We start from the raw sequence: 26587 nt of genomic DNA on the forward strand, positions 1-26587 counted from the left end.
TGTCACGACACCTGCGGTTGTGAAGTAGTCGGCCCCGCGCACGCGGGGATGGTTCCGGTGGCCACAGTGTTCATGCTGCGGCGAGCCCGTCGGCCCCGCGCACGCGGGGATGGTTCCCGGTGACGGTCTCCACCCGGTAGCCGGTCGGGCGTCGGCCCCGCGCACGCGGGGATGGTTCGGGACGCGGCGCTCCGGGCAGTACGGCGGGAACGTCGGCCCCGCGCACGCGGGGATGGTTCGCGCAGACCATGACGAGGCCGCTGATGTTCTTGGTCGGCCCCGCGCACGCGGGGATGGTTCGCCGGTAGGGGCGGCGGTCAGGCGGCGTCGGCTGTCGGCCCCGCGCACGCGGGGATGGTTCCCCGACCCGGGATTCCCGGCGCCGGTCCCCCCGGTCGGCCCCGCGCACGCGGGGATGGTTCGGTCGGCCGGTCCATGGAGGACGCGTCGCTGGAGTCGGCCCCGCGCACGCGGGGATGGTTCGGCATAGCGGGAACGGCCCGCACAGAAGGGATCGTCGGCCCCGCGCACGCGGGGATGGTTCCTCGACGACGGTCGTCTTCCCGTTCTGCCTGGCGTCGGCCCCGCGCACGCGGGGATGGTTCGGCGTCCGCGCGTGCGCTGCCGTCGGAGGGCGTGTCGGCCCCGCGCACGCGGGGATGGTTCCTTCGAGGAGACGAGCTGGTGGCGGATCGAGCCGTCGGCCCCGCGCACGCGGGGATGGTTCCCGCACCGGAACGCAGGGCTGGTCATGGGGCCGGTCGGCCCCGCGCACGCGGGGATGGTTCAGGGTCAACGACCCTGAATGGTGGGGTGATGAGGTCGGCCCCGCGCACGCGGGGATGGTTCTGCCATCAGAGGTTCTTTACCTTCCTTAGTTCAGTCGGCCCCGCGCACGCGGGGATGGTTCCACACCACTTTGTGTGTGGACACATGTGTCACTGTCGGCCCCGCGCACGCGGGGATGGTTCTACTGCAGGAATGACGCTACTGGGCGTGAAAATGTCGGCCCCGCGCACGCGGGGATGGTTCGCGCTTGAGCCCGTACCGGGCCAGCACCGGCAGGTCGGCCCCGCGCACGCGGGGATGGTTCCTGGACGTGCGCGGGACGGACGGGTCATACGTCGTCGGCCCCGCGCACGAGGGGATGGTTCTCGGAGGGGATGTTGACGCCGGTTGTGTGGAGAGTCGGCCCCGCGCACGCGGGGATGGTTCCGAGGCCGGCGAGGACATCTCCGTCGAGGACGTGTCGGCCCCGCGCACGCGGGGATGGTTCCGGGCGGCCCGAGTTCGCCGGGCTCGCGGCCGAGTCGGCCCCGCACGCGGGGATGGTTCCTTTTGCCTTCTGAGCTGGGCACGGTCCCATCGGTCGGCCCCGCGCACGCGGGGATGGTTCCCGGTACACCCGGTTGGTGATCTGCGCGCCGCCGTCGGCCCCGCGCACGCGGGGATGGTTCACTTCCGCCGAACTCGCGGATCCGATTGCGGTCGTCGGCCCCGCGCACGCGGGGATGGTTCGATGTCCGTGACGGGCCACCGTTCGACGGGGGCGTCGGCCCCGCGCACGCGGGGATGGTTCCCCGATCGATGCTCAGCATGAGCACTCGCAGGAGTCGGCCCCGCGCACGCGGGGATGGTTCGCCGTCGCGGATCAGCTCCGGCCCGCGCCGCTCGTCGGCCCCGCGCACGCGGGGATGGTTCTCTCGGTAGTTGCTTCGCTACGGGCTGTATGGTGTCGGCCCCGCGCACGCGGGTATGGTTCGTAGACCTTCGACGCGCGGACCGTGACGACCCGGTCGGCCCCGCGCACGCGGGGATGGTTCGGGGAGACTGTGTGTCTCCCCTGCTCTCCCCCAGTCGCCCCCGCGCACGCGGGGATGGTTCGGTCTCCTTGATCTACCCCCGGATCCCCTGCTGGTCGGCCCCGCGCACGCGGGGATGGTTCCCCCGACCGCCTCGCGTCCCTGTACGGCGCGCAGTCGGCCCCGCGCACGCGGGGATGGTTCTCCCGCATCCTCCAGCAGTCGCTGGTACTCGGCGTCGGCCCCGCGCACGCGGGGATGGTCCCGTGTCGCTGTCCGGGATGTCCTCCCGAAGCTCGTCGGCCCCGCGCACGCGGGGATGGTTCGGGCACGCCGTACGTCCTCGTCGCCACGACCCAGTCGGCCCCGCGCAGGCGGGGATGGTTCTTTCTTGCAGCAGGTTGGCGCTGCTCGTTTCGTCGGCCCTGCGCACGCGGGAATGGTTCCGGCCGCAGCGACGCGCAGGTCAACGTGGACACGTCGGCCCTGCGGACGTGGGGATGGTTTCTGGACGACGGTCAGTCGGGATTTTGAAACGGGACGGGATTGTTAGTTGGCAGCGGTGGGTGCGGTGGGGTTGTGGGTGCAGCCATGTGCGCGGTCCCCCGTACTTTATTTGAACCAGCGCAGGGAGATCTATCCCGTGTCTTTGGGACCAGTTTGGAATGCGGGCCGGGCAGCTCTCGATAGCAATGGGCCCATACGCGGTAACGCCGCGTATGGGCCGGAAGGTTGCTACGGCGGGCAGCTATCCCACCGGGACGCGGTAGACATTGCCGATCAGGGTTGATGTCGGCATGTGCAAATGGTTGTGGTCGCCCCTCGGACACGTACCGTTTCCCCAAATTCGGGGGCATGGACGTCACGATGCGATCCGGGTTGAGGTTAGCCTCGACCCGGATTTCTTGTTTGTCCGGGTGGTAGACGAGCCGGACGCCACGCGCCTCGAGATGTGGGTGTGGCCCGCCGTCCACAAGCGTGTAGCTGCGAGGAGGACGGCCGCCGAGATAGCGCCTTCCCTGGAACCGGCGCTGGCGGCCGTCATCGGTGGCGAACCTTCGCGCCCGCGAGCCTGACCGCACGAAGCGAGGCCAACCAGCGGCTTCTCCAACGCGGCCTTTTCGGCCCGCGGTGATCAGCGGCCCAGGGCCTGGCGGAGGGTGCGGCCGTGGCGGGTCTGCGCGGTTTGATCCATCCCGGTCCCGTGTCCAAATCGTGTTGACCACCACGGGCAGGCACTGCTGGAGTCAGCCTGTGGACAGCATCCCCGCCAACCGGAAGTTCTGGAACCGGATCAGCCGCGCCTACCAGCACGAGCACGACCCGCAGATCGGGGCCACGCCCAGGCTGTGGGGCATGTACGCCGTCCCCGACGCGCGCCTGCGCGCCCTGGGCGACGTCACCGGCAAGCGCGTCCTCGAACTCGGCTGCGGCGCCGGCCAGTGGTCCAGGTCACTCGCCGCCGAGGGTGCCACCGTGGTCGGGCTCGACCTGTCCGAAGCCCAACTCGCCGCAGCGGCCCGCGCGATGCGAGCGGCCCGCTACCCGCTGGTGCAAGGCGCCGCCGAACTACTCCCGTTCGCCGACGACAGCTTCGACCTGGTGTTCTGCGACCATGGCGGGCTCAGCTGGGCGCCCCCGCACCTGGCCGTCCCGCAGGCCGCACGCGTCCTACGCCGCGGCGGGCGCCTGGTGTTCAACACCACCAGCCCATGGTTCGAAGCCTGCTACGACGAAGACGCCCGCCGCGCGACCACCACGCTGCACCAGGACTACTTCGGGCTGAACACCATCGCCGAAGACCACGGCGCGGTCAGCTATCAGCTCACCTACGGCGGCTGGATCAAGACCCTGCGCGGCGCGGGCCTCATCATCGACGACCTCATCGAGCCGCGCCCCGAACCCGGAACACCCAACGGCTACAACGAAACCGACCCGCCCGACTGGGCACACCACTGGCCAGCAGAAATGCTCTGGATAACCCACAAACCGTAAACACCGCCGCACCGAGACGTGAAGGTCCACCATCGAGTCTGCGGCGTTGAGATTTTGGTGCAGCAGTCCCGCCAGCCCATCGCAGGACACCGCTTGGTCGGCCGGGATGGCGGGAAGTTTCCCTTCCAGCCGGGCGCGGTCAGGGGGGTGCGTCCGGGTCGCGGCGGCGTGCGTTGCGGAGGACGTCGTCCAGGTCGTTGAGGCGGTCGAGCTGCTTGACGGCACGGGCGGTGCGGTGGTTGTGCGCCAGCCGTTCGCGGTGGCGGTGAATGAACTCCCAGTAGCCGGCGGTGTAGGGGCAGGCCCGCTCGCCGACGCGTTCGGTGGGCCGGTAGGCGCAGGGGCCGCACAGGTCGCTCATGCCGTTGATGTAGGCGCCGCCGGAAGCGTACGGCTTGGTGGTGATGCGGCCGCCGTCGGCGTACTGGGACATGCCGATCACGTTGGTGAGCATCACCCAGTCGTATCCGTCGACGAAGCAGCGGTGGAACCAGTCGGTCACCCCCGCCGGGTCCCAGCCGCGCTGGAGGGCGTGATTGCCCAAGATCATCAGCCGGGGTATGTGATGCACCCAGCCCCGGTCACGGACCTCCGCCAAAGTGGTCGACAGGCAGCGCGCCTGCACGGCGTCGGCGTCCAGGCGGGCGAACCAGTCCGGTAGCGGCGCGTGGTGCCCCAGGGCGTTGGACTCGCGGTAGCCGGGCCCGAGGTACCAGTAGAGATTCCACATGTACTCGCGCCATCCGGCGACCTGCCGGATGTAGCCCTCGACGGAGTTGAGCGGTGCCTCGCCCGCACGGTAGGCGTTCTCGGCGGCCTCGACGCACTCCGCCGGGTCCAGCAGCCCGAGGTTGAGCGAGGCGGACAGCAGGCTGTGGCTCATGGCCCAGTCCTCGGCCAGCACCGCGTCTTCCCACCGGCCGAAGGTGGGCAGGCGCTTCTGCACGAATACGCGCAGGGCTCGCCGGGCCTCGGCGCGGCTGGCGGGGAAACGGCGTGGTCCGTCCCGGCCGACGAACGATACTTCCCCGCGCCGCTCCCACCGGTCCAGATCCGCCCTGACCTGGTGGTCGATGGCGTCTTCCCGCGGCCGGTAGGGCGCCGGCACCGGAAGGACCGCGGCGTCCTTTGGCGGGGCCTCGCGGTTGGCGGTGTCCAGGTTCCACTTCCCGCCCGCGGGTTGTTCGCCGTCCATCAGCAGATCGTGGGCTCGGCGCACGTGCCGGTAGAAGTCCTCCATCCGCAGGTGCCCGGCGGAGTCCGCCCATCGGCCGAACGCGTCCGGTTGCACGAGGAATCCGCGCGGCGGCAGGACCTCCACCTGCTCCAGCTCCCGCACGAAGCGGAGGGCGCCGTGGGACGTGGGGTGGTGGACGGTCACGGGCGCGTCGCCGACGGCTCGGTTCAGGCCGTCACGGTAAGTCTCCGCCTGGACGTAGCGCACCCGGTCACCGAGTTCGGCCGCGCGGTGCCGCATCGCGGACAGCAGCAGGTGCGCCTTGGCGCGGTGAAAGCGGCGCCGGCGGAAGACCCCGCGCGACTCGATCATGACGATCTGGCTGTCGGGCCGCAGGAAGTGCGGGCCCAATTGGTCCCCGAACAGCCAGTGGAACGCGGCCTTCGGGCCGTCGTGCGCCCCCATGCGCATCCTCCCCCGAGATGCCTGGACGTCCGCTCAGTGTGGCGCACGAGCCGTCGCGGGCACAGACGGCGCGCTGCGCGCGAGGCCGACGAGACCTGTAGGCGTTCCCCCGGTCGGGGCCAGGCCCGGAGTGACCACGGACAAGGCGGGCATGGTGCCCTGTGAACGGATGTCGCCGAGTCGATCGCGCTGAGCAGGAGAAACGGCGCCGGGTGGCCGGGACGGTCGCTCCGGGGGGAAGGGGAAGCGATGCCCGAAAGCGTCATCATCGTCGGGGCGGGACTGGCCGGGTTGGCCTGTGCCGTGCGACTGCACCAGGCCGGTGTGCCGGTTCGGATGCTGGAGGCGTCCGACGGGATCGGCGGCCGGGTGCGCACCGACGTGGTGGAGGGGTTCCGCCTCGACCGCGGTTTCCAGGTCTTCAACACCGCTTATCCTGAGGCCCAGCAGGTTCTGGACTATGCGGCTCTGGACCTCCAGCCGTTCTCGTCCGGTCTGCTGGTGTTCCACCAAGGCCGCCGGGAGCGGGTGATGCTGCCATGGAGGCATCCCGAGCACGCGTTGAGCGGTGCCTTCGCCGATATCGGCACCGTCGGCGACAAGGCGGCGCTGGCGGCGATGACCGCCCGGGACCTGGCCGCCTCCGGTTCCTGGCTGCGTGACTGTCCCGAACGGAGCACCTACGACGAACTCCGGCTGCGGGGCCTGTCCGACGTTATGATCGACCGGCTGCTGCGCCCGTTCCTGTCCGGCGTGCTGCTGGAACGCGAACTGGAGACCTCCAGCCGGTACTTTCACCTGATCTGGCGGTCGTTCGTCCGCGGCACCATCACCCTCCCCGCGCTGGGAATGGGCCGCATCCCCCAGCAGCTCGCCGACCGGCTGCCCGGCGGGACGATCTCGCTCGACACAGCCGTCCAAGAGATCACCGACGGCGGCGTGCGAACCGGCGACGGTTCCACCGTCGAGGCCCGCGCCGTGGTCGTCGCCACCGACCCCGTCCAGGCGGCGCGGCTGCTGCCCGAGGTCGAGGCACCCGTCATGCGCGCGGTGACGACCTTCTACCACGTGGCTCCCTCCTCGCCGCTGCGTGAGCCGATCCAGATCATCGACGCCGAGGGCGTCATCGCCGACACGCTGGTCCTCACCGACGCGGCCCCGCGCTACTCCCCGGACGGCCGCGCGCTCATCTCGACGTCCGTGCTCGGCCTCGACGCGGACGAATCACGCGTGCTGGAGCGGTTGACCGAGATCTACGGCGACACCTCCGGATGGCGGCTCATCGGGACCTATCCCGTCGAGGCGGCCCTCCCCGCGATGCCGCCCCCGCTGCGGATGCGGCAGCCGGTGCGGCTCCGGCCCGGACGGTACGTCTGCGGCGACCACCGCGACACCGGCTCCATCCAGGGTGCCCTGGTGTCGGGACGCCGCGCCGCGCAGGCCGTCCTCACCGACTCCCGCCTGCGCACGACCGTCCCGATCCCGGGATGAGCGAGGGCAGCCGGATCGACCGGGCCACCTGCGCGATCCGGCGCCGTGAGCCGGTTCCGGCGGCGGCGGTCGCGAGTCCGCCGCCCTAGCAGGTGCGGGCGGCGTCGGGGTTGGAGGTGAACGGCGCCGTGTTCCGATGGTGGGAAACGTGCAGCTTGGTGGCGGCATAGTCGGGCGAAAAGCGCGCGAGGTCGAGCGGCGGTACCTGTTCGCTCAGGCCGCGATCGCCGCGGAACGCAGCCGCCTGGCCCGGGAGATGCACGACGTGGTGACCCACCATGTGACCGCGATGGTGGTGCAGTCCGGAGCAGCGCAGTACCTCACCGGGTCGCCAGAGCGCGTCACCGAGGCCCTCGGCGCGATCAGCGGCACCGGCCGCCGCGCGCTGGCCGAACTCCGATTCCTGCTCGGCGTGCTGGAGGCGACCGGCGAGTCGGCGTCCTCGGACCTGACACCGATGCCGGGCCGGGTGCACGCCGAAAGCATCACCGCAAGCGCACCGCCGATCGGGTGATCGAGCCGGAGCCGCAGGTCAGACGGGCTTCGGATACACTTCCTGCGTTTGGTCCCGGCGACGGGAGAGAACCAGATGTGAGAAACGGTGGGCGGCGGGCCTTCGGGTCTTCGCCGACACGTTACGGACGGCCGATGCCCCCATGCCCGATCTGACGACGACGATCAGCGCCCATCACGTCCGGCGACGGTGGCCGTTGACCGGGCGGGGCCCGGATGTGGAGGCGATTCTCCGGTCGCTCCTCGCCGACGGCCAGCACGGGGTGCTGCTCGCCGGTGACACCGGGGTGGGCAAGAGCCGCGTCGTCGAGGCCGTTCTGCACCGCTGCGCCGTCAGCTCATGCCACACCGCGCGGATCACCTGCACACCGGCGGACCGTGACCTCCCGTTCGGAGCCGTCCGCCAGCTCCTCCCGGAGCCGAGCGGCTCGCCGGGCGACTCGATGGAGCTCGCCGACACCGTTGCCGCCGCCCTGCTCAGGGCCGCGAGGGGACGCACGATCGTCATCGCCATCGATGACGCGAGCTGGCTGGACGAAGAGTCGGCAGCGGTCGTCCAGAAGCTGGTCGTCCACGTCGGCGCGCGAGTGCTGGCGGCCGTCCGGACCGAGGCCGCCGCGGCGCCACCGGTCGAGGCACTGCGGAGCTGGGGCCGATGGTCCCGGGTCGACCTCGCCCCGCTCGGCGGGCCGCAGACGAAGGACCTGGTCGAGGCGGTCTTCGGGGCTCCCGCGGACGGGCTCACCCTGGACGGGCTGTGGCGGATCACCGGCGGTAACCCGCTGTTCCTGCGCGAGGTGCTCTGCGGTGCCGTGGACGACGACGCCCTGGTGACGCGGGAAGGCGTCATGACCTGGCGTGGTGGAGTGGTCGGCGACGCCCATCCCAGTGACACCGCGGCAGCGGCGCTCGAAGCGCTCTCGCCCGAGGAGCTGGACGCACTGCGCTACGTGGCCGTCGCCGACTCGGCCCCGCTGGAGGTGATCGAGCGACTCGTCCCGGTGCCGATGCTCGAACGGCTGGAGGACCACCGACTCATCCGGCTCGACCAGTCCGCACGTGTCCCCCTGCTCCGGGTGACCCACCCGCTGCACGCCCACACGGTCATCGCCCGCACCGGAGCGTTGCGGATCCGGCGGATCCGCACCGACCTCGCCACCGCGGTGACGGCATGCCGGCCGGACGATCGGATCCGTACCGTGCAGTGGCGACTGGCCGCCCGGTTGGACGTACCCGACGACGAGGTGCTGGCGGCGGCCGACGAGGCTCTGCGCGACCGGGATGCGGCCTTGGCGGAACATCTGGCCCGCCAGGTCCCCACACCGGCCGGGGTCTGGCGGCTCGGCCGGGTGCTGGTCGCCCGGGGCGAGTACGTCGAGGCGGAGAAGTGGCTGGCCGAGGCGGCCCGGGAGCTGACCGACCCGGCTTCGCGGGCGAACGTGGCGGCTCTCCGGGCGGTCAACCTCTTCTGGGGCTTCCGTGACCGGCGACGGGCCTTCGAGGTCCTCACCGAGGCCGGGGCCGCGCTACCGGCGGACTGCTCCGGTGACCTGCTGGCCGCCGAAGCGCTCGTCGCGGTCTTCGACGGCCGGGCCGACGCGGCGACCGAGATGGTGGCACGCCTGCTGCACCACCCCCCGGACGATCCGGTCCTGGCCGGCGCGATCGCACCATTGCGGCCGCAGCTGCTGCTCTTCACCGGCCGTCCGGCGCAGGCGATCGTGGAACTGACCGCGGCGCCGACCGGATTCTCCGGCGCGTGGCCGATGATGCGGGCGATGACGCAGGCCTGCCACGTCCACGCGCTGGTCATGACCGGTGCGGTGGCGCGGGCGGCCGAGACGGTGCGGCGTTACTACCAAGACGCGGTCGAGCACGGTTCGCCCGCCGGGGTGGGCCTTGTCGCTCTGGCCGGTGGGATCTGCGCCTACTATCAGGGGCGGCCCGAGCAGGCCGCGGCGTGGTTGCGGGAAGCCCGCGCGCTGACCGACGGCCATCCGAGATTCCGGTTCCGGGAGACCGTACTGGCGATCAGTGCCGGCGTCGCCGCGGATCTCGGCCTCGTCGATGAGGCCCGTGAACTGCTGGACCGGCTCGGTACGGCCGGCGCCGACCCGTCGGCGGCCGACTACGGCGCCTTCGGTGAGGTGTGGACGCTGGTGATATCCGGGGACCGCGTTGGCGCCGGCGTGGTCCTGCGCCGCCGGGCGGCGGAGGCCCTGGCCGTGGGCAACGTGTTGATGGCCACCGAGTTCCTCCATGTCGACATGCGGCTCAACCCCTCCTCGGCCACGGCCGCCCGGCTTCGGCGGATCGCGGAGAGCGCCGACGGGGAACTGTTCACCCTGCTCGCCGAGCACGCCACCGCGCTGGCTCAGCGGGATCTCCGCGGGATGAACCGCGTCAGCGCCGCCTTCGAGCAGCGCGGATATCGCGGCTTCGCATTGGAGGCCGCCGCCACCGGGGCGACGTTCAACGGCGGCCGGGAAGTGAACGCCCTGGCTCGCCGCACCCGGCGGCTGCTCGGCGAGCACCGGGGCGCCTGGCCGGAGTGGCTGCCCGCACCGAAACAGGCACCGCCGCTGACCCGCCGGGAACAGCAGGTCAGCGAGCTGGCGGCGGGCGGGATGGACAACGCGACGATCGCGCGGACGTTGTCGGTGTCCCCCCGGACGGTCGAGAACCATCTCCAGCGGACGTACGACAAGCTCGGCATCCACCGCCGCACGGAGCTGGCGGCGGCGCTCGCCGAGGACGGCCTCATGGGCCGCTGATCGCCGGGTCCCGCTCGACCTGCTGTTCGCGGACGAGCCGCGCGTAGCGGCCGTCCCGGGAGACCAGGGAGTCGTGGGTGCCCTGCTCCACGATCGTCCCCCGGTCGATGACGACGATGAGGTCGGCGTGCCGGATCGTGGAGAGCCGATGTGCGATCACCACCTGCGTGCAGCCGAGCGCCGTGAGTCCCGCCTGGATCATCGCCTCGGTACGGGCGTCCAGGCTCGATGTCGGCTCGTCGAGCAGGAGAACGCTGGGCTGGTGCACCACGGCACGGGCCAGCGCGATCCGCTGCCGCTGGCCGCCGGAGACCTGTGAGCCGCCCTCACCGACGGCGGTGTGCAGCCCCATCGGCATGGCCGCGATGTCCTCGGTGAGCGCGGCCACCCGTACCGCTGCCTGGATCTGCTCGGTGGTGCAGTGGTCCTTCCCTGCGGTGATGTTGTCGGCGATCGTGCCCTCGAAGAGGAACGGCTGCTGGGTGACGATCCCCATCTGCCGGCGCAGCCGCCGGCGGTCGAGCAGGTCCAGCGGCACCCCGTCGTAACTGATCCGCCCGCCGGTGGGTTCGAGCAGGCCGAGCAGGAGGCGGCCGAGGGTGGTCTTGCCGGAACCGGTCGGCCCGACGATCGCGACGCGCTGCCCCGGTTCGATCCGCAGGGTGATGTCGCGCAGGACCGGGCGGGAGGGGTGGTAGCCGAAGTACGCGTCGCGCACCTCGATGCGGCCGCGCAGGCCGCCGGGCAGCTCCACCCGGCCCGCCGGGGCCGATGGCGTGTCCATGATGTCGCCGAGGCGTTCCAGGTGGGCGATCGCGGCATGCAGTTGCTGGACGGTGGTGAGCAGCGACCCCAGCGGCGCCAGCGCGGCACCGGCCAGCGCGGCGAAGGCGAGCAGCTCACCGAGCTGCGTCGGGCCGGGCAGCTGGTAGGCGACGATGAGCAGCAGCCCGACGGTCAGGCCGGTCTGGGCCGCGGTGGTGAGCGCCTGGACTCCGGAGAGGAACAGGTCGCGCCGCCGGGCGGCCGCCAGCTCCCGGTCATGGCGGTCCCGCCAGCGGGCTACGGTGGCCTCCTCCGCCCCGCAGGCGATCACCGTTTCCACCCCGCCGAGGCTTTCCACCAGGGTGTTCTGCGTCAGCGCCTGGGCGTTCAGCGATTCGCGTACGCGCTGGATGCTCGCCCGCCCGGCCAGCAGCGCGATGAGCACCTGCAGGGCCGCGACGGCGGTGGCGGCGACCGCGATCGGCGGGGAGGCGACCGCGAGCAGGACCACCAGGTATCCCAGTCCGGTGAGGCAGTCGATGCCGAACGCGAGGGACCGCTCCGTCAGCAGGTCGCGCAGCGTCGAGGCGGTGGACAGGCGGGTGAGCAGGTCACCGGAGCCACGCTGGTCGAAGAAGCGGAAGGGCAGGGTGAAGGTGTGCTGGACGAGCCGGCGCATCAGGCGGGCCGCCACGCCGGTCTGCAGCTGGATCAGCAGCACCGATCGCAGCCAGCTCACGACCGTGAAGACCAGCCAGGCGACGCCCGCCGCCGCGGCGAGCGGGAGCAGCATGTCCGCGAGGCTTCCGCTGGTCGTCCCGTCGACCACCGCCCGGGTGACCCCCGCCACCAGCAGCGGGAACAGTTGCACCACGAGGGACGCGGCCACCAGGGCGGCGATCAGCCGCCGGTCGCCGAGCACGCCGGTGAGCAGCCGGGCGGCGGTCCCCCAGGTCGAGTCGGAGCCGCGGGGCAGCTTCCCGGCGGGTTTCCCGGCGAGTACGACACCGCTGTAGCCGGCCTTGAACTCGGCAGGGCTCAGCCGGCGCCGGCCCTTGGCCGGGTCGGCGATGCTCACCTCCGTGTCGCGGACGTCCTCGACGACGACGAAGTGGTTCTGCCCCCAGTGGGCGATGAGCGGGCCCGGCAGCCGGGCGATGCCGGCCGCCGGCGCGGCAAACGCGCGCAGCTCCAGCCCGAAGTGCTTCCCTGCACCGATCAGCTCGCGGGCGGAGGCGCCGTCCCGGTCCGAGGGGAGATGCCGCCGTGCCTCGATGACGGAGGTGCGCCGGCCGTGGGAGCTCAGCACCATGGCCAGGCAGGCGGCCGCGCAGTCCGCCGCGGAGAGTTGCATCCGCAGCGGTACGCGGCGACGTGGCCGCAACCGGCGGATCACAACCAGTGCCACCGGATCTCCGCCTTGGCCCGCTGCTCGGCGAGCCACTCGGTCAGCGCCGCTTCGCCGGCGCGGGCCAGCGCCGCCGGATCCGCCTCGGTGGCGGCTTCCCGTCCCCGCACGCCACCGAGAATGACCTGTCCTGCCTCCGGCACCGGCCCGGCGAGCTCCCCCGCCGCGAGGGAGCGCAGCGGTGCGGGCAGGTCCAGCGCCCAGCGCCGGTCCATGGTGAGCTGAACCTCTCCGACCTGCCGGGTGTCCCCGGTGCGCCGACCGGGACAGGTGAGAAGGTCGGCCGGGGTGCGCGCCGCCGCGAAGTCGTCCAGTGCCTTCGAATCGGCCGCCCGCACCCAGACCGCGTCGACCCGGTCGAAGTCGGCAAGGTGGGCCCGCAGGTGGCCGGCCGCGTGCTCGGCCTTGAAGTTCCGCCGGAACCGCTCGATGCGGGCGACGAACTCGATGTGGGTGGCGAAGGCCCGTTCGGAGAGACCGACGTCGGCCAGCCATTCGAGGGTGGCCGCCCGGCTGTGCAGGCCACGGCCGCGGCGGAACGTGTCAGCGGCCGCCGCCAGCTCTTGGGCGGTCGCCGCCTCGTCCTCGTCGAACACCTGGTCCCACAGGAGGCAGTAGTCGACGAGTTGCCGGTGCAGGGTGGGGTCCCGCCGGTTGAGGGCACGGATCGTGAACAGCGCGGAGGGGACCGAAAGCGAGCGCTCATTCACGCTGAGCAGCCGGTTGGCCGCGAAGTGGGTGGAGTACTCGATCGACCACGGAACCCCGTCTTCGGTCTGCCCGGTGAGGGCGACGCTCCCGCCCTCCGGGTGGGCGAGCACCAGGTCGTAGCCGACCCGCAGGTCTCCCGGCGGAGAATCGACGACGAGTTCGGGTCGGCGCCGCGGGTGGGCGGAGGACCAGTCGGCGACCATCCGCCTGGCGTCGCCGACCTGGTCCCGGTGCCGGGGCAGTCGGCGCAGCAGCGCCACCGCGCTGACCAGATCAGCGCCGAATTCAGCGTCCACGCCGGCTTCGGCGGCGGCTTCGGCGACTGCTGTCGATGCCGATCGGGTGGTCACGGCGCTGTCTCCTTGGTCGCGTCCGGGGTGACGGGTTCGTCGGCGGTCAGCCAATCGGCGATCGCGTCGCTGATCGGCAGTCCGGTGAGAGTTTCGATCCAGCCCCACTGCCCGTTCACGTTCACCTCGAGGAAGACGTACTCTCCGTCCTTGCGGCGGATGAGGTCGATGGCCCCGAAGTTCAGCCCGAGTGCGGAAATGAAGTCCAGGCAGCGCCCGGCCACCTCGCCGGGAAGCTTGACGGCACGGTAGCCGACCGTGTTGTCGTCGTACCGCCGCCAGTCCTGCGCGGTCAGCCGGGAGGACTGCGAATCGATCTCGGCGGCGAAGATCTGGTCGCCCACCACGGTCACCCGCAGTTCGGCGGCCTTGGCGATGTTGGGTTGGAGGATCACCGGCGCGTGCTGGATCCGGTGCCGGCCGGCGAGGTGACGCCGCTGCACCTGGGTGGTGTAGATGAGGTGCTGCTCGCCGTAGACCCAGAAGTCCTTGTACGTCAGCGCTTTGCTGATGAGTTGCCCGCCGGCGCGGTTCCAGGCGGGGATCAGCTCGTCCGGATCGTTGGTGAAGAGGGTCTGCGGCACGGTGAAGCCGAGTTCGGCGGCCTTGGCGAGGTGAAGCAGCTTGTTGTCGGCCCACAGCGCCCGAGTGGGCTTGGCCGGCATCCAGCGCGCCGGCAGCAGTTCCCAGAAGCCGTCGCGGAAGCGGCCGGCGACCAGATCGGCATGCGCCCGGTAGTCCTCATCGGTCACCAGGTCACCGACCTGGATCGGGCTGGGGCGACGATCCCAGACAGCGGTGACCTCTGCCAGGTCGTACGTCCGGCCGCGGTGTTTCAGGATCTGCCGGCATCCGCCGTCGTCTATCTCGACGGTCAGCCGGCTGTGCGCCGGGTACTGATCCTCGTCCCACCAGAGCACCGGGATTCCGCGCGCTTCCACCTTGGGGCGTACGAAATCAATGGTGGCGGCGTCGTCGGGACTACTGATGATCAAAAGCATGTGAGAGCTCCAAGGCCACTTCGCAAAGGCCGTGGCGCGCCCGGTCGATCCCCGCCGGTGCGCGCCACGCCGGTTCGAGTCGGACGCTAGACCCGGAAGCACTCCTCCGCGGGCTTGCCGATCGCGTCTCCGCTGGTCACGGAGCAGACGAAGCCCGAGCCAGGGGCCATCGCGCCGACGATGAGGTCGAGGTCGTCGTCGCCGAGTTCGACGACATCGGCGTCCTCCGGTGCAAGATCACCGATCTGGAGCTTGTTCATCTTTCCTTCCCCTCCCATCGTGCGGCACGACACCCCGCACCGCTTTGGTCTCGCTCCGCATGGTCCCTTCGCACTCCGGACACCCGCCTGAGTAGTGACTACTCAGAAGCGGGTGATGTGCATCACAGCGCGCGAAAGTCCGGGCTGGGGTTCGGTGGACCGCCTACGCGTCGACCGTGTCAGCCGAGGGAGGTGATGATGTCGGCCAGTTCGTCGGGCATCGAGAGGAACGGCGAGTGGGAGGCGTCGAGTGGGACGACGGAGATCGGGTGGTCCGGGAAGGCCGCGTCGGCCTCGGCGATGAACCTGGCCTGCAGGGCCGGACCGATCGCCCTGTCCTTTGTGCAGGTGAGGTACGTGCGCCGCACCGAACCCCAGCCGTCTCGGGTCAGCGTGGTGGTGCCGAGCATGATGCCCATCGGGCCGTCGGGCGTCAGGAGGCCGGTGGCGGCGTCGGCGAGGGCCGGGTCCACGTCCGCGTAGAACGCCTCGTAGAGCCGCTGCCGGTAGACCGCGTCGTCCGTCGCGAAGTCCAGCCGCAGCGCGCCGATCTGGGACGGGTCGCCCCGCAGCAATGGCGCCACCTGGTCACCGGCGGCCTCGGGCATCCGCGTGTACGCCGCGGCCGGCACGTCGGATGCCGGCATGTACGCAGAAAGGTACGCCGCGTGCGCCACCAGTTCCGGTGCCTGCTGCGCCACTCGCGTCAGTACGGGGCCGGCCGCGCTATGGGCGACCACCGTGACCGGCTCGCCGCCGCCGATCCGCTTGATCTGCGAGGTCAGCAACTCCGCCGCATCGTCGAGACTCACATCCGCGACGGGCGAGACCTCCGGGCCGACCGCCTCGGGGTCGTAGGGCTGTTCGGTGAACCACCGGGGACGGCGGGCGTACAGCCCGTGCCCCGCCATGTCCACCGCGACGGCCGGACGACCGGCGGCCACCACTCGTGGGATGACTTCGCTCCAGCACCAGGAGCCGTGCCAGAAACCGTGAACTAATACCAGCGTGGATGTGATGGGCATTGGTTCTCCCTGGTGGGGGGCTGCGTCCAGTGAGCGAGGTGGTCGCCCCGAGCGTGGGCGGGTGATCACTGTCCCCAGTGTCCACTCCTCGCACCGGCCAGGCCAGGGAGAGGTGATCCCTGGCTAAGGACGCGCGCTTGCACCGGTCATTGGAGGCTGGTCTACTTGCCGTGTCATGGGGACGGCCCGCGCAACTCAGCCTTCGCGTCGTCCGGAGCAGACCCGGCGAGCGATCACCGAGGCCCTCCTCGATCTGCTGCGAGAACGCGGCCGGGTCCCGACCGCCGCCGACATCGCCGCCAGAGCCGGGGTGTCCCGCCGCAGCGTGTTCGTCCACTTCGCCGATCTGGACGAGCTGTACGTGGCGGCCGGGCAGCGCCAGGCCGAGCGGCTGCTCGCCGCGATCGAGCCGATCGACCCCGGCCTCCCGCTTCCCGAGCGCATCGACCGGTTCGCCGGCCGGCTCGAACGCGTCTACGAGACCATGACGCCGGTCCGGCGCGTCGCCATCGCCGCCTCCGCCTCGGGGGTGGTGGCCAAGCTGATCAACGAGGGCGACGAGTGGCTGCGGCACATGCTCCGCGAGGTGTTCGCGGCCGAGTTCGCCGGGCGGGACCCGCTGCTTCCGGACATCGTGGACGCCGCCGTCAGCTGGGGCTCCTGGTACCACCTGCGGCGGCTCAGCCTGGAGGACAGGCGGCGCTGCTTGCGCGACCTGCTCCGCGCGCTGATCCCCGCCTGACCGGCCGCCCGTCCCATGGGCCTTCCGGCCCGCGTACGCACACCGATGTCGCGCACGATGAACTCCGACTCGTCGTAGGCGGAGCGCAGGGAGGCGCGCCGGGCTCCGCCTACTCCCCGCGGGGTTACCGGACGACGGCCTCGGTGACGACCCTGGCGGCCTCGGCCGGGCCGAACGTCGGCGGCTTCGGCCGCGGTTCGGTCGCCCCGATCCGCACCACGACGGTCTTGGACACCGGATCGACCTGGATGAGCTGGTTGCCGAGCCCCAGCGCCCAGTACAGGCGGGGCGGCGCGCCCGGCACGAGCTGCCCCCGCGCCGCCGCGGAGCTCCGCGCGCCGCCGAGGTCGGTCGCCGCGACCGGACCGCGGACGACGCCGCGCCGGTTGAGCCACCACAGGTATCCGTAGGCCGCGTTCAGCTTCGTCGACGACCGGCCGGTGGCCGCCTGGACATAGTCGGCGGACACGATCCTCCGGCCGCGCCACATGCCTTTGTCGAGCATCATCTGCCCGAATCTCGCCAGGTCCCGGCAGGTGGAGTTCATCCCCATGAAGGTCTGCGTGTTACCGGCCCCGTCCGGGCTCATGGTGGTGTCCTTCATGCCCAGCGGGACGAAGACGCGTTCCTCGGCGTACTGGGAGACGTCCTTTCCGGTGGCCTCCCGCAGCACGTGCTGCAATGTCTGGATCGCGGAGTTGTTGTACGCCCATACCGTGCCGGGTTCGTGCTGCTGCCTCAGGCCGATGGCGAATTTCGTTCGGTCCTGGGCCGCGAGCAGCTCCTGGTAGTCGGTCTTGAAGGTCCATTCCCGGCCGGAGTCGTTGCTCAGCAGGTCGCGGACCGTCACCGCCTCCGCCGGGGTCCCCTTCCACTCGCCGATCCATTTCGCCGCCTTGTCGTCCAGGCTAAGCACGCCGTCGTCCTGGGCGATCCCGACCAGGACGCTGGTGAACGACTTCGTGACGGACCAGACCGGCCGCCGGGTGTCCCGGTCTCCCCCGAAATTCCATTCGCCGGCCAGCCGCCCATGGCGCACGACGGCCAGGCAGTCCGACTTGCCCTTCTCGGCCTGTGCCGCGACGCGCGCGAGCTTCCCCGCGTCCAGGCCCACGGCCGCGGGCGCCGTCGTCTCCCAGGGGGACGGGTCCGCCGAATGCCGCGACGGCTCGGTGGTCGTTCCTCCGGCCCCGCCGCCTGACCCGGACGAGCACGCCCCGGTGAGGAGGGCGGCGGTGAGGAGGGCGGCGGTGAGTGCAGCGGCGGTGAGGCGGTTCGGCCCTCGCGGCATCTAGCTCACCCCGCCGGTCCGCCGGGCCCGGTGATCGAGTGACTGTCCCCATCGGTTCGCCAAGTGAACCCCCCAGTAGCGGCATTCCGGAGGCCGCGCGTCGATGACGAGCGCCTCCCCGGCGTCGAGTCTGCACCGTCCTCCGGCGGCGAGTCGTGCGGTCATCGCCGCCCGCTCCGTTCGCATCCCGTCATGGCACAACTATTGCACTCCGAGTGCAAATAGGCCACTATTCGCTCGGATGGTGATCTACCGGCCCGAATGCGGCGCCAGGTGCCTGATCACCATGCCCGCGGGCGGTCATCGCCACGGCGGGATTCATCGACCGTTTCGAGCACCAGATGCTCCCCGGCGTGCTCCCCTTCATCCAGGACGAATGGGGCTTCCGCGACACCGCCGCCGGAATGCTCCCCCTGGGCGCGGCGCTGGCCGCGATCACGCTGAACGCCACTGGCCGGCTACCTCACCGACCGGTACCGCCGCACCCGCATCCTCACCGTCGTCGTCCTGTGCTGGGCCGTCGCCACGCTCGCCTCCAGCCTGGCGACCGGGTTCGGGATGTTCTTCGACCCGCCGGACACCGCCCCGCACGGCGACGAGCCCGGCCCGAAGGCGCCGGTGAAGGACGCTCCCCCTCCGCGGCGCGCGCACCCGAGGTTCCGGCGGCAGGTCAGGGAGGTGATGACGACCCCGACGATCGCGATGCTGTCGGCCGCCCTGGCGGCCCTGGCGTTCGGGCTGTCCGGCCCGCCTGTCCTTCGAAAGCGACCGGAACCGCGCGCTGGCCTGAGGGCGGCCCCGTGCGGTTGCGAGGACGGCCCCGGAGGGGTCTGAAGTAGGGTCCGAAGAGCCGGGGAACCGCGACATCCAGCCCTGAGGCTGACTCGCCCCACCGGCTTCACCCCCCGAGAGGGGACACCTTGTCGGACTTGCACGAGTCTCATCGTTCCGGCGCCATCGCCGCGCGGAACCCCGGGCCCGGGCTGCGCCTCGGCGTCCTGGCGCGGACGGCCAAGGAGAACGAGCACCGGCAGCCGATACATCCGCTGCACCTCCGGCGGATCGACCCTGGCCTGCGGTCGCGCATCTACCTCGAACACGGCTACGGCGAGAGGTTCGGCATTCCGGACGAGGAACTCGCTCCCCAGGTCGCCGGGCTGCTCCCCCGCGACCGGCTCATCGCCCAGTGCGACATCATCCTCCTGCTCAAACCGCTGCCGCACGACCTCAGGGAACTGCGCCCCGGTCAGATTCTCTGGGGCTGGCCGCACTGCGTCCAGGACCATGAGCTCACCCAGGCCGCCATCGACGGACGGCTCACACTGATCGCGTTCGAGGCGATGAACCACTGGACGCCGGACGGCGGATTCAACCTGCACGTCTTCCACAAGAACAACGAGCTCGCCGGCTACTGCTCGGTCCTGCACGCCCTCGCCCTCACCGGCTCCACCGGCGCCTACGGCCGGCGGCGCCGCGCCGCCGTCATCAGTTTCGGGGCGACGGCACGGGGCGCGGTGACGGCCCTCAACGCCCACGGCATCCACGATGTCCATGTCCTGACCCACCGGGGCGTCAGCGCCGTCGGCTCGCCCATCCACTCGGCACAGATCGTCCATCTCGACCGTGATCCCGAGGACCCCGCGCGCACCCTCGCCCTCACCGATGACGGCCCCATCGCGATGGCCGCGTTCCTGGCCCGGCACGACATCGTCGTCAACTGCGTCCTGCAGGACACCGGCGCCCCGCTGATGTTCGCCGCGAACGACGACCTGCCGCTCTTCTCGCCCGGCACCCTCATCGTCGACGTCTCCTGCGACGCGGGAATGGGTTTCGAATGGGCCCGGCCGACCACGTTCACCGACCCCATGTTCGTCGTCGGCCACAACGTCCACCACTACGGCGTCGACCACAGCCCCTCCTACCTGTGGGACTCCGCGACCTGGGAGATCAGCCAGGCCCTGATACCGCACCTGTCGAAGGTTCTCTCGGGCCCCGCCGCCTGGGACGCCGACAAGACCATCCGGACCGCCATCGAGATCCGCGACGGCGTCGTCCAGAACCCCGCCGTCCTGTCGTTCCAGCGCCGCTCCCCCGACTACCCGCACACGCCGCCGGGCCCGCCGATCTGAAGGCGCACCAGGGCCTCGAACGGCACGGCGTCCAACTCGGTGGACGGGTGGCACCAGGACGCCGGGCGGTCCAGGCGGGACCCCGCTTGGCGCCGGCGCGGCGCGACCGGAGTTCACGCATGGTCCCGCCCGGCGGGATGCCCCGCCGGGCGGGGGGCCGTCAGCCGGGGATCTGGAGGGCCTCGGCGTTGCGGCGCCAGTCCGACCACTTCGGGTCGGAGCAGAAGCCGCAGGACGGGCCGAAGAACTCGGTCCGGGCGTCCGGGTCGTCCATCAGCCAGTGGCGGAGCCAGGCGGTGGTCGGGCCGCGGAACCCGCCGCCGTTCCCGACCGGGGTGAAGTGGTCGGCGCCGCGCAGTTCGCCGTACACGGCCGGGATGTGGTCCGAGTCGTTGTAGAAGTTCCGCACCAGGAACGGGAAGACGATGCTGTCCTTCTCACCGGCCGCGTAGAAGGTCGGCTCGTCGATCAGGTCGGGGTCGGCGAGCGGGCCGGGCTGGATCGCGAGGGCCGTGTCGACCCGGGGGTCGACCGCCGCGTTGATCGCGCCCGCGCCGCCCTGGGAGTGGCCGGCCGAGGCGATGCGGCCGAGGTCGACCTTCCGGTGGTACGCGCTGTGCAGTTCGAGCGCCGCCTGCCGCCGGTTGTCGCCGTGGACGGCCACGGCCCGCAGCGTCTCCATCAGGTCGGGCCGGTCCCGGATCCCGTCGAGCTGGGCCGCGAGCTTGGCCAGCCCGTGCCCCGGCCGGGACAGCTGGTACTCCAGCAGGACGTCCTCCAGCCGGTACAGGCCGGGCGGGCGGCGCAGCCGGACGACCAGCGCGGCGACCTCGCGGGCCTCGTCGGCGGCGGCCGGGATCTCCGCCGGCGCCCCGGCCGCCGCGTGGGCGGCGGTCGCGGGCCGCTCCGCCGCCGCGCCGAGCAGCGCGACCAGGTCCGCGAGACGGTGCTCCGCGCTCCCCGGCAGCAGGATCGTGCCGCCGTTCTCGTCGAACGAGGCCGGGACGTGCGACTGGACGTGCGCGTTCAGCGCGGTCTCCAGCGCCCGCAGCAGCGGCCGGACGTCGCCCGGCTCCGGGGCCGCGCCGCCCAGCCGCAGCACGACCACCGTGTACTCCGCGGCGAGCGCGACCCCCGCACGGGCCGCCGGGCCGCGCGCGTCGTCGCCGTTCAGCAGTGCGGTGACCAGGGCGTGCCGAGCCTCCCGCCGCTCGCCGTAGAGCTGCTGCTGCTCCTGGACGTGCGCGAGCGTCACGGCGGGCACGACCGAGCGCAGGTAGCCGAGCAGGTGCAGCCCGAAGTCCTGGAGGGCGCCGGCGTCGGCCGGCCCGGCCTCCTCGGCCGCCGCCCGCCAGCACACCTCGATCGCCAGGTGGTAGGCCTCCAGGGCCGCCTCCAGCGGCACCCCCTCCTCGGCCCGCCGCGCCGACCACTCGATGATCTCCGCCAGCTCCTCGGCGTTCGGCGCGCGGCGCTCCTGGAGCGTGCGGACGACCATCCACAGGTTCGCCTCGACGGCCAGCCGCACCGGGCCGTCCATGATCTCCGGCGGCTGGAGCGCGTAGAACGGCACCTGCCGCCGGAACTCGTCCACGATGCGCGGGGCCAGTCGCGGCAGCCGGTCGACCGACCACGGGCGCGGTTTCGAATCGTCCATCATGACTCCCGGGGGATGACCGATGCTCTCTCGGTCGCGAGTCGTGGTCCATGGACGATCATGAACCGTGGCACCGGGACGCGGCGCCGCCGGGTGCGGGTACGCGGTGACCGGTACGCGGGACAATTCGGCCGACATGGTTGGCGAGTGGCCAATAATGCTCATCATGCATGCGAGCGGAGTGGCGGCCGGGCCGGAGCCCGTCGAGTTCGGGCCGGGCGCGGCGCAGCGCCGGTCGTGGGGGCTCGCCGGCCTGCTGCTGGCCGGAGGCGTCGTGGCGTACGCCCTCCTCGTCCCCCGGGTGCTCCTGATCCCCTTGGTGTCGCTGTTCCCGCTCGCCCCCATCGTGGTCGGCGGGTTCGCCGCGCGGGTGCGGCCGCCGACGGTGGTCGCCGCGGACGGGATCCGCTGCCACGCGGTCTTCTCGGTCCAGTTGCGGCGGCAGTTCGTGCCCTGGGCGGCGATCGCGTGGCTCGGCGTCCAGAAGCGGGGCCGCCGCACGCACGTCGTGCTCCGGCTGACGGACGGGGGCCGGATCGTCCTCCAGCACCCGAACGGCCGGCAGGTGCAGGACGCCGTCGCGTTCATGCAGGGGCAGCACCTGGCGGCCTGCGGCGGGACGCCGCCGCCGATCGACCGGGCCCCTCTCCCCTGGCGGCGGCTGCGCCCCTGGGTGCGGGTGACGGCGATCGCGCTCCCCGTCGTGAGCCTGGTCGGGCCGGTGGCGTGGATCGTCGCGGAGACCGGCGGGGGCGGGTCCCCCGACGCGGTCGTCGCCTGCGACCAGATCCCCCGGGACGCCGTCGCCCGGGTGCTGCCGGAAGGGAGTCCCCACAGTTACGGCCATCCCGCGGCCTGCCGATGGAGCACCGATTCGACCTCTGAGAGCGGCACTTGGATCGACTTTCACATCGGCTCGTGGTCGCGCTCCTATGCCGAGCGGTCGTACGAGGAGACCTTGAAGGCGACGCGGGACGCCGGGCGCAGGCCGACCATGCTGCGCGACGGCGACGCCTACACCGTGGCCTGGCAGGACGGCTGGGGCTTCACCGCCCAGGGAAGGACGCAGGTGAAGGGGTACCTGGTGATCGTCGCGCTGCACAGTGCGCGAGCGGCCTCGGCGGACGAGGCCGGGCGGCAGGCCGGTGACGTTCTGCGCGCGGTGACGGAGAAGCTGGCATGAGGCTGAACCGTCGCGAGAGCGGGCTGCTGATGGGAGCACTTCTCCTTTCGGTGTTCCTGTGTGCGCCGTTCCTGGTGGTCATGGCCGCCGCCCGGTCGGACGGCGGCGAACTCGTCCCGCAGCGGACGCCGCTGGCGGATCTCTGCATCTGGTTTCCGCCCGCAAAGGCCGCGCAACTGGTGCCCGAGTCGCGCGCCCCGGTCTCGCAGGCGATCTTCTATGGGGAGGTGCAGTGCGACTGGACCAGTGCCGACGACCGCACCCAGTTGAGCTTGAGCGCCTACCGCCCTTCGGGGGCGCTGACAGCCGAGAAAGAGTCCATTGAAGTGCGGGACTTCTACGACGGCCGAGCGCCGGACAAAGGCGAGCCGGCCGGAATCGGCGAGTTGAGCATGATCGACGTCCGGCACGAGTCCAACTACACCGAGGCCCACATCATCGTCCGGGACGGCGTGCTCGTAGCCCAGGTCACCTACCGTGTGCCCGGCAAGGGAACAGACGTCGCAGGCAAGGCCAAGGAAACCGCCGTCGAGCTGATGCGGCTGCTCCCGCCGAAGGGGCGCTGACCGGCGGCCGCCGAACTCGGATTCGGGATTTGCGCACTTCGTTTTTCCAGGCCGAATTCCTTTTTGTTTGGTGCGCGGTCGCACGGGAACCTGGGCACGGGTAGCGACGAGATCGAATTCGCGACGAGCGCAGGAGGTTGTCGCAAATGCAGCACGACCCGGGTACCGATCCGCAGTCCCTCTCGGAACCGGCACCGCCCTACCCCAAGCAGCGCCAGCAGCCGCCCGGTATCGAGCAGGACGTCGAGCCGCGGCCGCGCTACCAGGCGGAACGCTACCGCGCGGCGGACAAGCTCCGCGGCAAGGTGGCGCTGATCACGGGTGGCGACTCGGGCATCGGCAGGGCGGTGGCGGTGATCTACGCGCGCGAGGGCGCCGACGTCGCCATCGCGTACCTGCCCGAGGAGCAGAAGGACGCCGACGAGACCCGCCGCGCGGTGGAGGCCGCAGGCCGCACATGCCTGCTGCTGGCCGGCGACCTGGCCGACGCGTCGTTCTGCCGCGAGATCGTCGAGCGGACGGTGCGGGAACTGGGCCAGCTGAACATCCTGGTCAACAACGCCGCCCACCTGAACAGCCAGTTGGACCTGTCGCAGCTCTCCTTCGAGGACTGGGACCGGTCCTTCAAGGTGAACACCTACGCGTACTTCCACCTCGTGCAGGCGGCGCGCCCGCATCTGAAGGCGGGAGACGCCGTCATCGCGACCGCTTCGGAAGAGGCGCTCAAGGGCAGCGACACGATGATCGACTACGCGGCCAGCAAGGCCGCGCTGGTCAACTTCACCAAGTCGATCGCCTCCCACCTGGCCAAGGACGGCATCCGCGCGAACGTGGTGGCGCCGGGCCCCACCTGGACCGTCCTCAACATCGCCGACCAGAACATGCCGCAGGACGGCCTCGCCCAGCTCGGCAGCGAGGGCCCGATGGAACGCGTGGCGCAGCCCGAGGAGGTGGCGCCGGCGTACGTGTACCTGGCCTCCGACGCGGACTCCGGTTACACCGTGGGCGAGATCATCGCCGTCACCGGCGGGCTGACGACCACCCGCTGAGCGCCGTCGGGAGCGTCCGCCGGCAACGCCGGGAGTGCTAGCCGTTCGGCTATGAAAAAGCTAGCCGAACGGCTAGACAACGCGGCGCTTGATCATTAACCTCGGGGTCGCGCCGGTAAGTAACCGCTTTCAGGTTGCGGGTCCGTCGTCGCGGGCTCGTGCGCCGGGCTCGCGGGTCCCCCGAGGTTTGGAGTGCCATGGTCGAGATCAGCCGCCGCTCGCTGCTCACCGGGGCCACGGCGGCCGCCGGGCTCACCGTGCTCGGAGCGCCGCGGGCCCACGCGGGTGCACGCAGGCGGGTGCCGGTGACCCGCGAGGAGCACCGCCTCGTGATCGTCGGGTCGGGGTTCGGGGGCGGGGTCGCGGCGCTGCGGTTCGCGCAGGCGGGGGTGCCGTCGCTCGTCCTCGAACGGGGCATCTGGTGGCCCACCGGCCCGAACGCCGAGACGTTCCCGCGCGCCACCAGCCCGGACAAGCGCGTGATGTGGATGGGGCTCGACCCGGAGCTGTTCGGTGTCCCGATGCCCGTCCACGACCCGTACACCGGCCTCCTGGAACTGGTGAAGGGCGACGGGATGAACATCATGTGCGCCGCGGGCGTCGGCGGCGGCTCGCTGGTGTACCAGGGGATGACGCTCCAGCCGACGGAGGACGTCTTCAACGCGACCATGCCCGGAGGGCTCGACTTCGCCCGGATGGACCGGGTGCACTACCCGCGGGTCGCGCGCATGCTCAAGCTGGAGACCGCGCCGGACGAGCTGATCGCCGGCGACACCTACCGGCCGTCCCGCGTCTTCGCCCGCAACGCCGAGCGCGCCGGCTACGAGGTGTCGAAGATCCCGATGCCGATCGACTGGTCCTTCGCGTTGCGCGAGCTCAAGGGCGAGATGAAGCCGGCCTACACCAACGGTGACTGCTCCCTGGGCGTGAACAACGGCGGCAAGCATTCGGTCGACGTCACCTACATCGCGGCCGCCCAGGCCACCGGCCTCGTGACGGTCGCGACCCAGCACAACGTCACCGACGTGGCCATGGCGGCGGACGGCCGCTGGCAGGTCCACGTCGACCGGATCAGCACCGATGGGACCGTCCTGGAGCAGAAGATCATCACGGCCGGGGCCCTGGTCATGGCGGCCGGCACCGCCAACACCACGAAGCTGCTGATGCGCGCGGCCGGCAAGGGCCAGATTCCGGACATGCCCGATGGCCTGGGCACCAACTGGGGCACCAACGGCGACCGGATCTACGTCTGGACCGACTTCGGCGACGACTTCGGCGTCCCGCAGGGCGGCCCGGTCGTCTACGGCAGCAAGGAGTGGGACGACCCGGCCACCGCGAACACCGTCATCCAGGCGTCCCTCCCGCCGCTGCCCGTCAACCTGCGCTCCACGATGCTCGTCGGCTACGGCGTCAGCCAGGGCCGCGGGCGCTTCGTCTACGACGCGCGGAAGGACGACGCCGTCCTGCGCTGGCCCCGCGGCGGCGACGGCCCCCTGTACGACCGGCTCCACGAGCGCGCCCGCAAGATCACCGGGCCGGCCTCGCTTCTCCTCGACACCAACGCGATCGTGCCGTCCACCTGGCATCCCCTCGGCGGCGCCTCGATGGGCGTGGTCTGCGACCTGGCCGGGCGGGTCCTCGGCCACCGCGGCCTCTACGTCCTGGACGGGGCGCTCATGCCCGGCACCACCGCGGCCTGCAACCCGTCCATGACCATCGCCGCCGTGGCCGAGCGGGCCACCGACGAACTCGTCGCCGAGGACGTTGGAACGGTGTTCTGACCGTCCCCGCCATGGATAGGCTGCGTGGTCCTTGGGGCGGCGCTCCCGGCGGGGCGGACAGGGGGTGTGCGGTGGGAACGGCTCGGAGCCGGCTGCTGGCGGCCGCCCTGGACCTGTTCATGCGGCACGGGGTCAGCGGCACCTCGCTGCAGATGATCGCGGACGAGCTCGGCGTGACCAAGGCCGCCGTCTACCACCAGTTCCACTCCAAAGAGGACATCGTCGAGGCCGTGATCGCGCCCGCGCTGGCGGAGCTGGAGGCCGTGGCGGACGCGGCGGAGGCGCAGCGGCGCCGCAACGACCGGCTCCGCGTCGCGCTGGAGGGCGTGGTCGACCTCGTGGTGCGGCACCGCGGGCTGTTCGCCATGATCATGACCGATCCGCAGGTGGGCCGGCTCGTCCGGAGCCGGCCGCCGCTGCGCGGGCTGGAGGAGCGCATCGAGGCCGTGCTG

19 protein-coding genes and 2 CRISPR repeat arrays (1 of these 21 cut by a window edge) are annotated in these 26587 nt (G+C 71.5%); of the genes, 11 read left to right on the plus strand and 8 right to left on the minus strand.

Translation table 11 applies throughout. From position 1 onward, the window contains the following. Positions 1-1277: a CRISPR direct-repeat array (repeat unit 28 nt; unit sequence GTCGGCCCCGCGCACGCGGGGATGGTTC); it begins 2535 nt to the left of the window's first position. Positions 1278-1368: 91 nt separating this feature from the next. Beyond that, a CRISPR array of direct repeats spans positions 1369-2309; the repeat unit is 28 nt; unit sequence GTCGGCCCCGCGCACGCGGGGATGGTTC. A 747-nt stretch (positions 2310-3056) separates the two neighbouring features. After that, positions 3057-3797: a class I SAM-dependent methyltransferase gene (locus tag IEZ03_RS36025; RefSeq protein WP_184889585.1), complete on the plus strand. Its 741-nt coding sequence runs from the start codon at positions 3057-3059 to the stop codon at positions 3795-3797. A gap of 139 nt (positions 3798-3936) precedes the next feature. Here the strand turns inward: IEZ03_RS36025 and IEZ03_RS36030 are convergent, their stop codons facing one another. After that, on the minus strand, positions 3937-5439 hold the full coding sequence (locus IEZ03_RS36030) for a cryptochrome/photolyase family protein (protein ID WP_184889587.1): 1503 nt from the start codon (positions 5437-5439) through the stop codon (positions 3937-3939). Positions 5440-5688: 249 nt separating this feature from the next. Between IEZ03_RS36030 and IEZ03_RS36035 the strand changes: the two genes are divergently transcribed. From IEZ03_RS36035 to IEZ03_RS36045, 3 genes are all read left to right on the plus strand, one after another. Continuing rightward, on the plus strand, positions 5689-6930 hold the full coding sequence (locus IEZ03_RS36035; protein WP_184889589.1) for an NAD(P)/FAD-dependent oxidoreductase: 1242 nt from the start codon (positions 5689-5691) through the stop codon (positions 6928-6930). Positions 6931-7078: 148 nt separating this feature from the next. After that, positions 7079-7444: a histidine kinase gene (locus IEZ03_RS38750; protein ID WP_308428023.1), complete on the plus strand. Its 366-nt coding sequence runs from the start codon at positions 7079-7081 to the stop codon at positions 7442-7444. Positions 7445-7586: 142 nt separating this feature from the next. Next, a complete protein-coding gene (locus tag IEZ03_RS36045) occupies positions 7587-10217 on the plus strand; it encodes a LuxR C-terminal-related transcriptional regulator (RefSeq protein WP_246487593.1) in 2631 nt (876 codons plus the stop codon). Here IEZ03_RS36045 and IEZ03_RS36050 read toward each other — a convergent pair. The 5 genes from IEZ03_RS36050 to IEZ03_RS36070 all read right to left on the minus strand — a co-directional run bounded on the left by IEZ03_RS36050 (position 10204) and on the right by IEZ03_RS36070 (position 15737). Then, complete coding sequence (locus IEZ03_RS36050; protein ID WP_184889595.1) at positions 10204-12390, minus strand: peptidase domain-containing ABC transporter; 2187 nt, start codon at positions 12388-12390, stop codon at positions 10204-10206. The two genes, IEZ03_RS36045 and IEZ03_RS36050, sit on opposite strands and share 14 nt — an antisense overlap. Continuing rightward, positions 12375-13451, minus strand: a complete 1077-nt coding sequence (locus IEZ03_RS36055; protein WP_184889597.1) for a TIGR04500 family putative peptide maturation system protein — start codon at positions 13449-13451, stop codon at positions 12375-12377. The genes IEZ03_RS36050 and IEZ03_RS36055 overlap by 16 nt, the downstream gene beginning before the upstream one ends. After that, positions 13448-14452, minus strand: a complete 1005-nt coding sequence (locus IEZ03_RS36060; RefSeq protein ID WP_184889599.1) for an MvdC/MvdD family ATP grasp protein — start codon at positions 14450-14452, stop codon at positions 13448-13450. Before IEZ03_RS36060 ends, IEZ03_RS36055 begins: the two co-directional genes overlap by 4 nt. Positions 14453-14538: 86 nt before the next feature. Beyond that, entirely contained in the window at positions 14539-14712 is a 174-nt protein-coding gene (locus IEZ03_RS36065) for a hypothetical protein (protein ID WP_184889601.1), read from the minus strand. Between the two features lie 179 nt (positions 14713-14891). Then, positions 14892-15737 (minus strand): alpha/beta fold hydrolase, encoded by an 846-nt coding sequence (locus tag IEZ03_RS36070; RefSeq protein WP_184889603.1) that lies wholly within the window; start codon positions 15735-15737, stop codon positions 14892-14894. A gap of 175 nt (positions 15738-15912) precedes the next feature. Here IEZ03_RS36070 and IEZ03_RS36075 point away from each other — a divergent pair, with 175 nt between their 5' ends. Beyond that, the gene (locus IEZ03_RS36075) at positions 15913-16479 is read left to right on the plus strand and encodes a TetR/AcrR family transcriptional regulator (RefSeq protein ID WP_184889605.1); all 567 of its coding nucleotides are present in this window, start codon (positions 15913-15915) and stop codon (positions 16477-16479) included. Positions 16480-16603: 124 nt separating this feature from the next. Here the strand turns inward: IEZ03_RS36075 and IEZ03_RS36080 are convergent, their stop codons facing one another. Further along, entirely contained in the window at positions 16604-17770 is a 1167-nt protein-coding gene (locus tag IEZ03_RS36080) for a serine hydrolase domain-containing protein (RefSeq protein WP_184889607.1), read from the minus strand. 929 nt (positions 17771-18699) lie between these two features. Between IEZ03_RS36080 and IEZ03_RS36085 the strand changes: the two genes are divergently transcribed. Beyond that, complete coding sequence (locus tag IEZ03_RS36085) at positions 18700-19899, plus strand: N(5)-(carboxyethyl)ornithine synthase (protein ID WP_221480919.1); 1200 nt, start codon at positions 18700-18702, stop codon at positions 19897-19899. Positions 19900-20059: 160 nt separating this feature from the next. Here IEZ03_RS36085 and IEZ03_RS36090 read toward each other — a convergent pair whose 3' ends face one another. Then, positions 20060-21556: an RsbRD N-terminal domain-containing protein gene (locus IEZ03_RS36090; RefSeq protein ID WP_184889609.1), complete on the minus strand. Its 1497-nt coding sequence runs from the start codon at positions 21554-21556 to the stop codon at positions 20060-20062. Between the two features lie 166 nt (positions 21557-21722). Between IEZ03_RS36090 and IEZ03_RS36095 the strand changes: the two genes are divergently transcribed. The 5 genes from IEZ03_RS36095 to IEZ03_RS38395 form a co-directional block, all read left to right on the plus strand. Continuing rightward, the gene (locus IEZ03_RS36095; RefSeq protein ID WP_184889612.1) at positions 21723-22739 is read left to right on the plus strand and encodes a PH domain-containing protein; all 1017 of its coding nucleotides are present in this window, start codon (positions 21723-21725) and stop codon (positions 22737-22739) included. After that, positions 22736-23305 (plus strand): hypothetical protein, encoded by a 570-nt coding sequence (locus IEZ03_RS36100; protein WP_184889614.1) that lies wholly within the window; start codon positions 22736-22738, stop codon positions 23303-23305. Before IEZ03_RS36095 ends, IEZ03_RS36100 begins: the two co-directional genes overlap by 4 nt. Before the next feature lie 146 nt (positions 23306-23451). Then, positions 23452-24354, plus strand: a complete 903-nt coding sequence (locus tag IEZ03_RS36105) for an SDR family oxidoreductase (RefSeq protein ID WP_184889615.1) — start codon at positions 23452-23454, stop codon at positions 24352-24354. A 197-nt stretch (positions 24355-24551) separates the two neighbouring features. After that, the gene (locus IEZ03_RS36110) at positions 24552-26135 is read left to right on the plus strand and encodes a GMC oxidoreductase (protein WP_184889617.1); all 1584 of its coding nucleotides are present in this window, start codon (positions 24552-24554) and stop codon (positions 26133-26135) included. A gap of 71 nt (positions 26136-26206) precedes the next feature. Then, a partial coding sequence (locus IEZ03_RS38395; RefSeq protein ID WP_229808798.1) for a TetR/AcrR family transcriptional regulator occupies positions 26207-26587 on the plus strand: 381 nt, incomplete at its 3' end.

The organism is Actinomadura livida (genome assembly GCF_014648675.1).
Classification (GTDB): domain Bacteria; phylum Actinomycetota; class Actinomycetes; order Streptosporangiales; family Streptosporangiaceae; genus Spirillospora; species Spirillospora livida.

What these genes read in the sequence shown, in the direction of transcription:
- IEZ03_RS36105 (WP_184889615.1), top strand. Translation starts at nt 23,452, where the DNA reads ATGCAGCACGACCCGGGTACCGATCCGCAGTCCCTCTCGGAACCGGCA.
- IEZ03_RS36065 (WP_184889601.1), bottom strand. Translation starts at nt 14,712, where the DNA reads ATGAACAAGCTCCAGATCGGTGATCTTGCACCGGAGGACGCCGATGTC.
- IEZ03_RS36060 (WP_184889599.1), bottom strand. Translation starts at nt 14,452, where the DNA reads ATGCTTTTGATCATCAGTAGTCCCGACGACGCCGCCACCATTGATTTC.
- IEZ03_RS36035 (WP_184889589.1), top strand. Translation starts at nt 5,689, where the DNA reads ATGCCCGAAAGCGTCATCATCGTCGGGGCGGGACTGGCCGGGTTGGCC.
- IEZ03_RS36030 (WP_184889587.1), bottom strand. Translation starts at nt 5,439, where the DNA reads ATGGGGGCGCACGACGGCCCGAAGGCCGCGTTCCACTGGCTGTTCGGG.
- IEZ03_RS36075 (WP_184889605.1), top strand. Translation starts at nt 15,913, where the DNA reads ATGGGGACGGCCCGCGCAACTCAGCCTTCGCGTCGTCCGGAGCAGACC.
- IEZ03_RS36095 (WP_184889612.1), top strand. Translation starts at nt 21,723, where the DNA reads ATGCATGCGAGCGGAGTGGCGGCCGGGCCGGAGCCCGTCGAGTTCGGG.
- IEZ03_RS36110 (WP_184889617.1), top strand. Translation starts at nt 24,552, where the DNA reads ATGGTCGAGATCAGCCGCCGCTCGCTGCTCACCGGGGCCACGGCGGCC.
- IEZ03_RS36100 (WP_184889614.1), top strand. Translation starts at nt 22,736, where the DNA reads ATGAGGCTGAACCGTCGCGAGAGCGGGCTGCTGATGGGAGCACTTCTC.
- IEZ03_RS36070 (WP_184889603.1), bottom strand. Translation starts at nt 15,737, where the DNA reads ATGCCCATCACATCCACGCTGGTATTAGTTCACGGTTTCTGGCACGGC.
- IEZ03_RS36080 (WP_184889607.1), bottom strand. Translation starts at nt 17,770, where the DNA reads ATGCCGCGAGGGCCGAACCGCCTCACCGCCGCTGCACTCACCGCCGCC.
- IEZ03_RS36090 (WP_184889609.1), bottom strand. Translation starts at nt 21,556, where the DNA reads ATGGACGATTCGAAACCGCGCCCGTGGTCGGTCGACCGGCTGCCGCGA.
- IEZ03_RS36045 (WP_246487593.1), top strand. Translation starts at nt 7,587, where the DNA reads ATGCCCGATCTGACGACGACGATCAGCGCCCATCACGTCCGGCGACGG.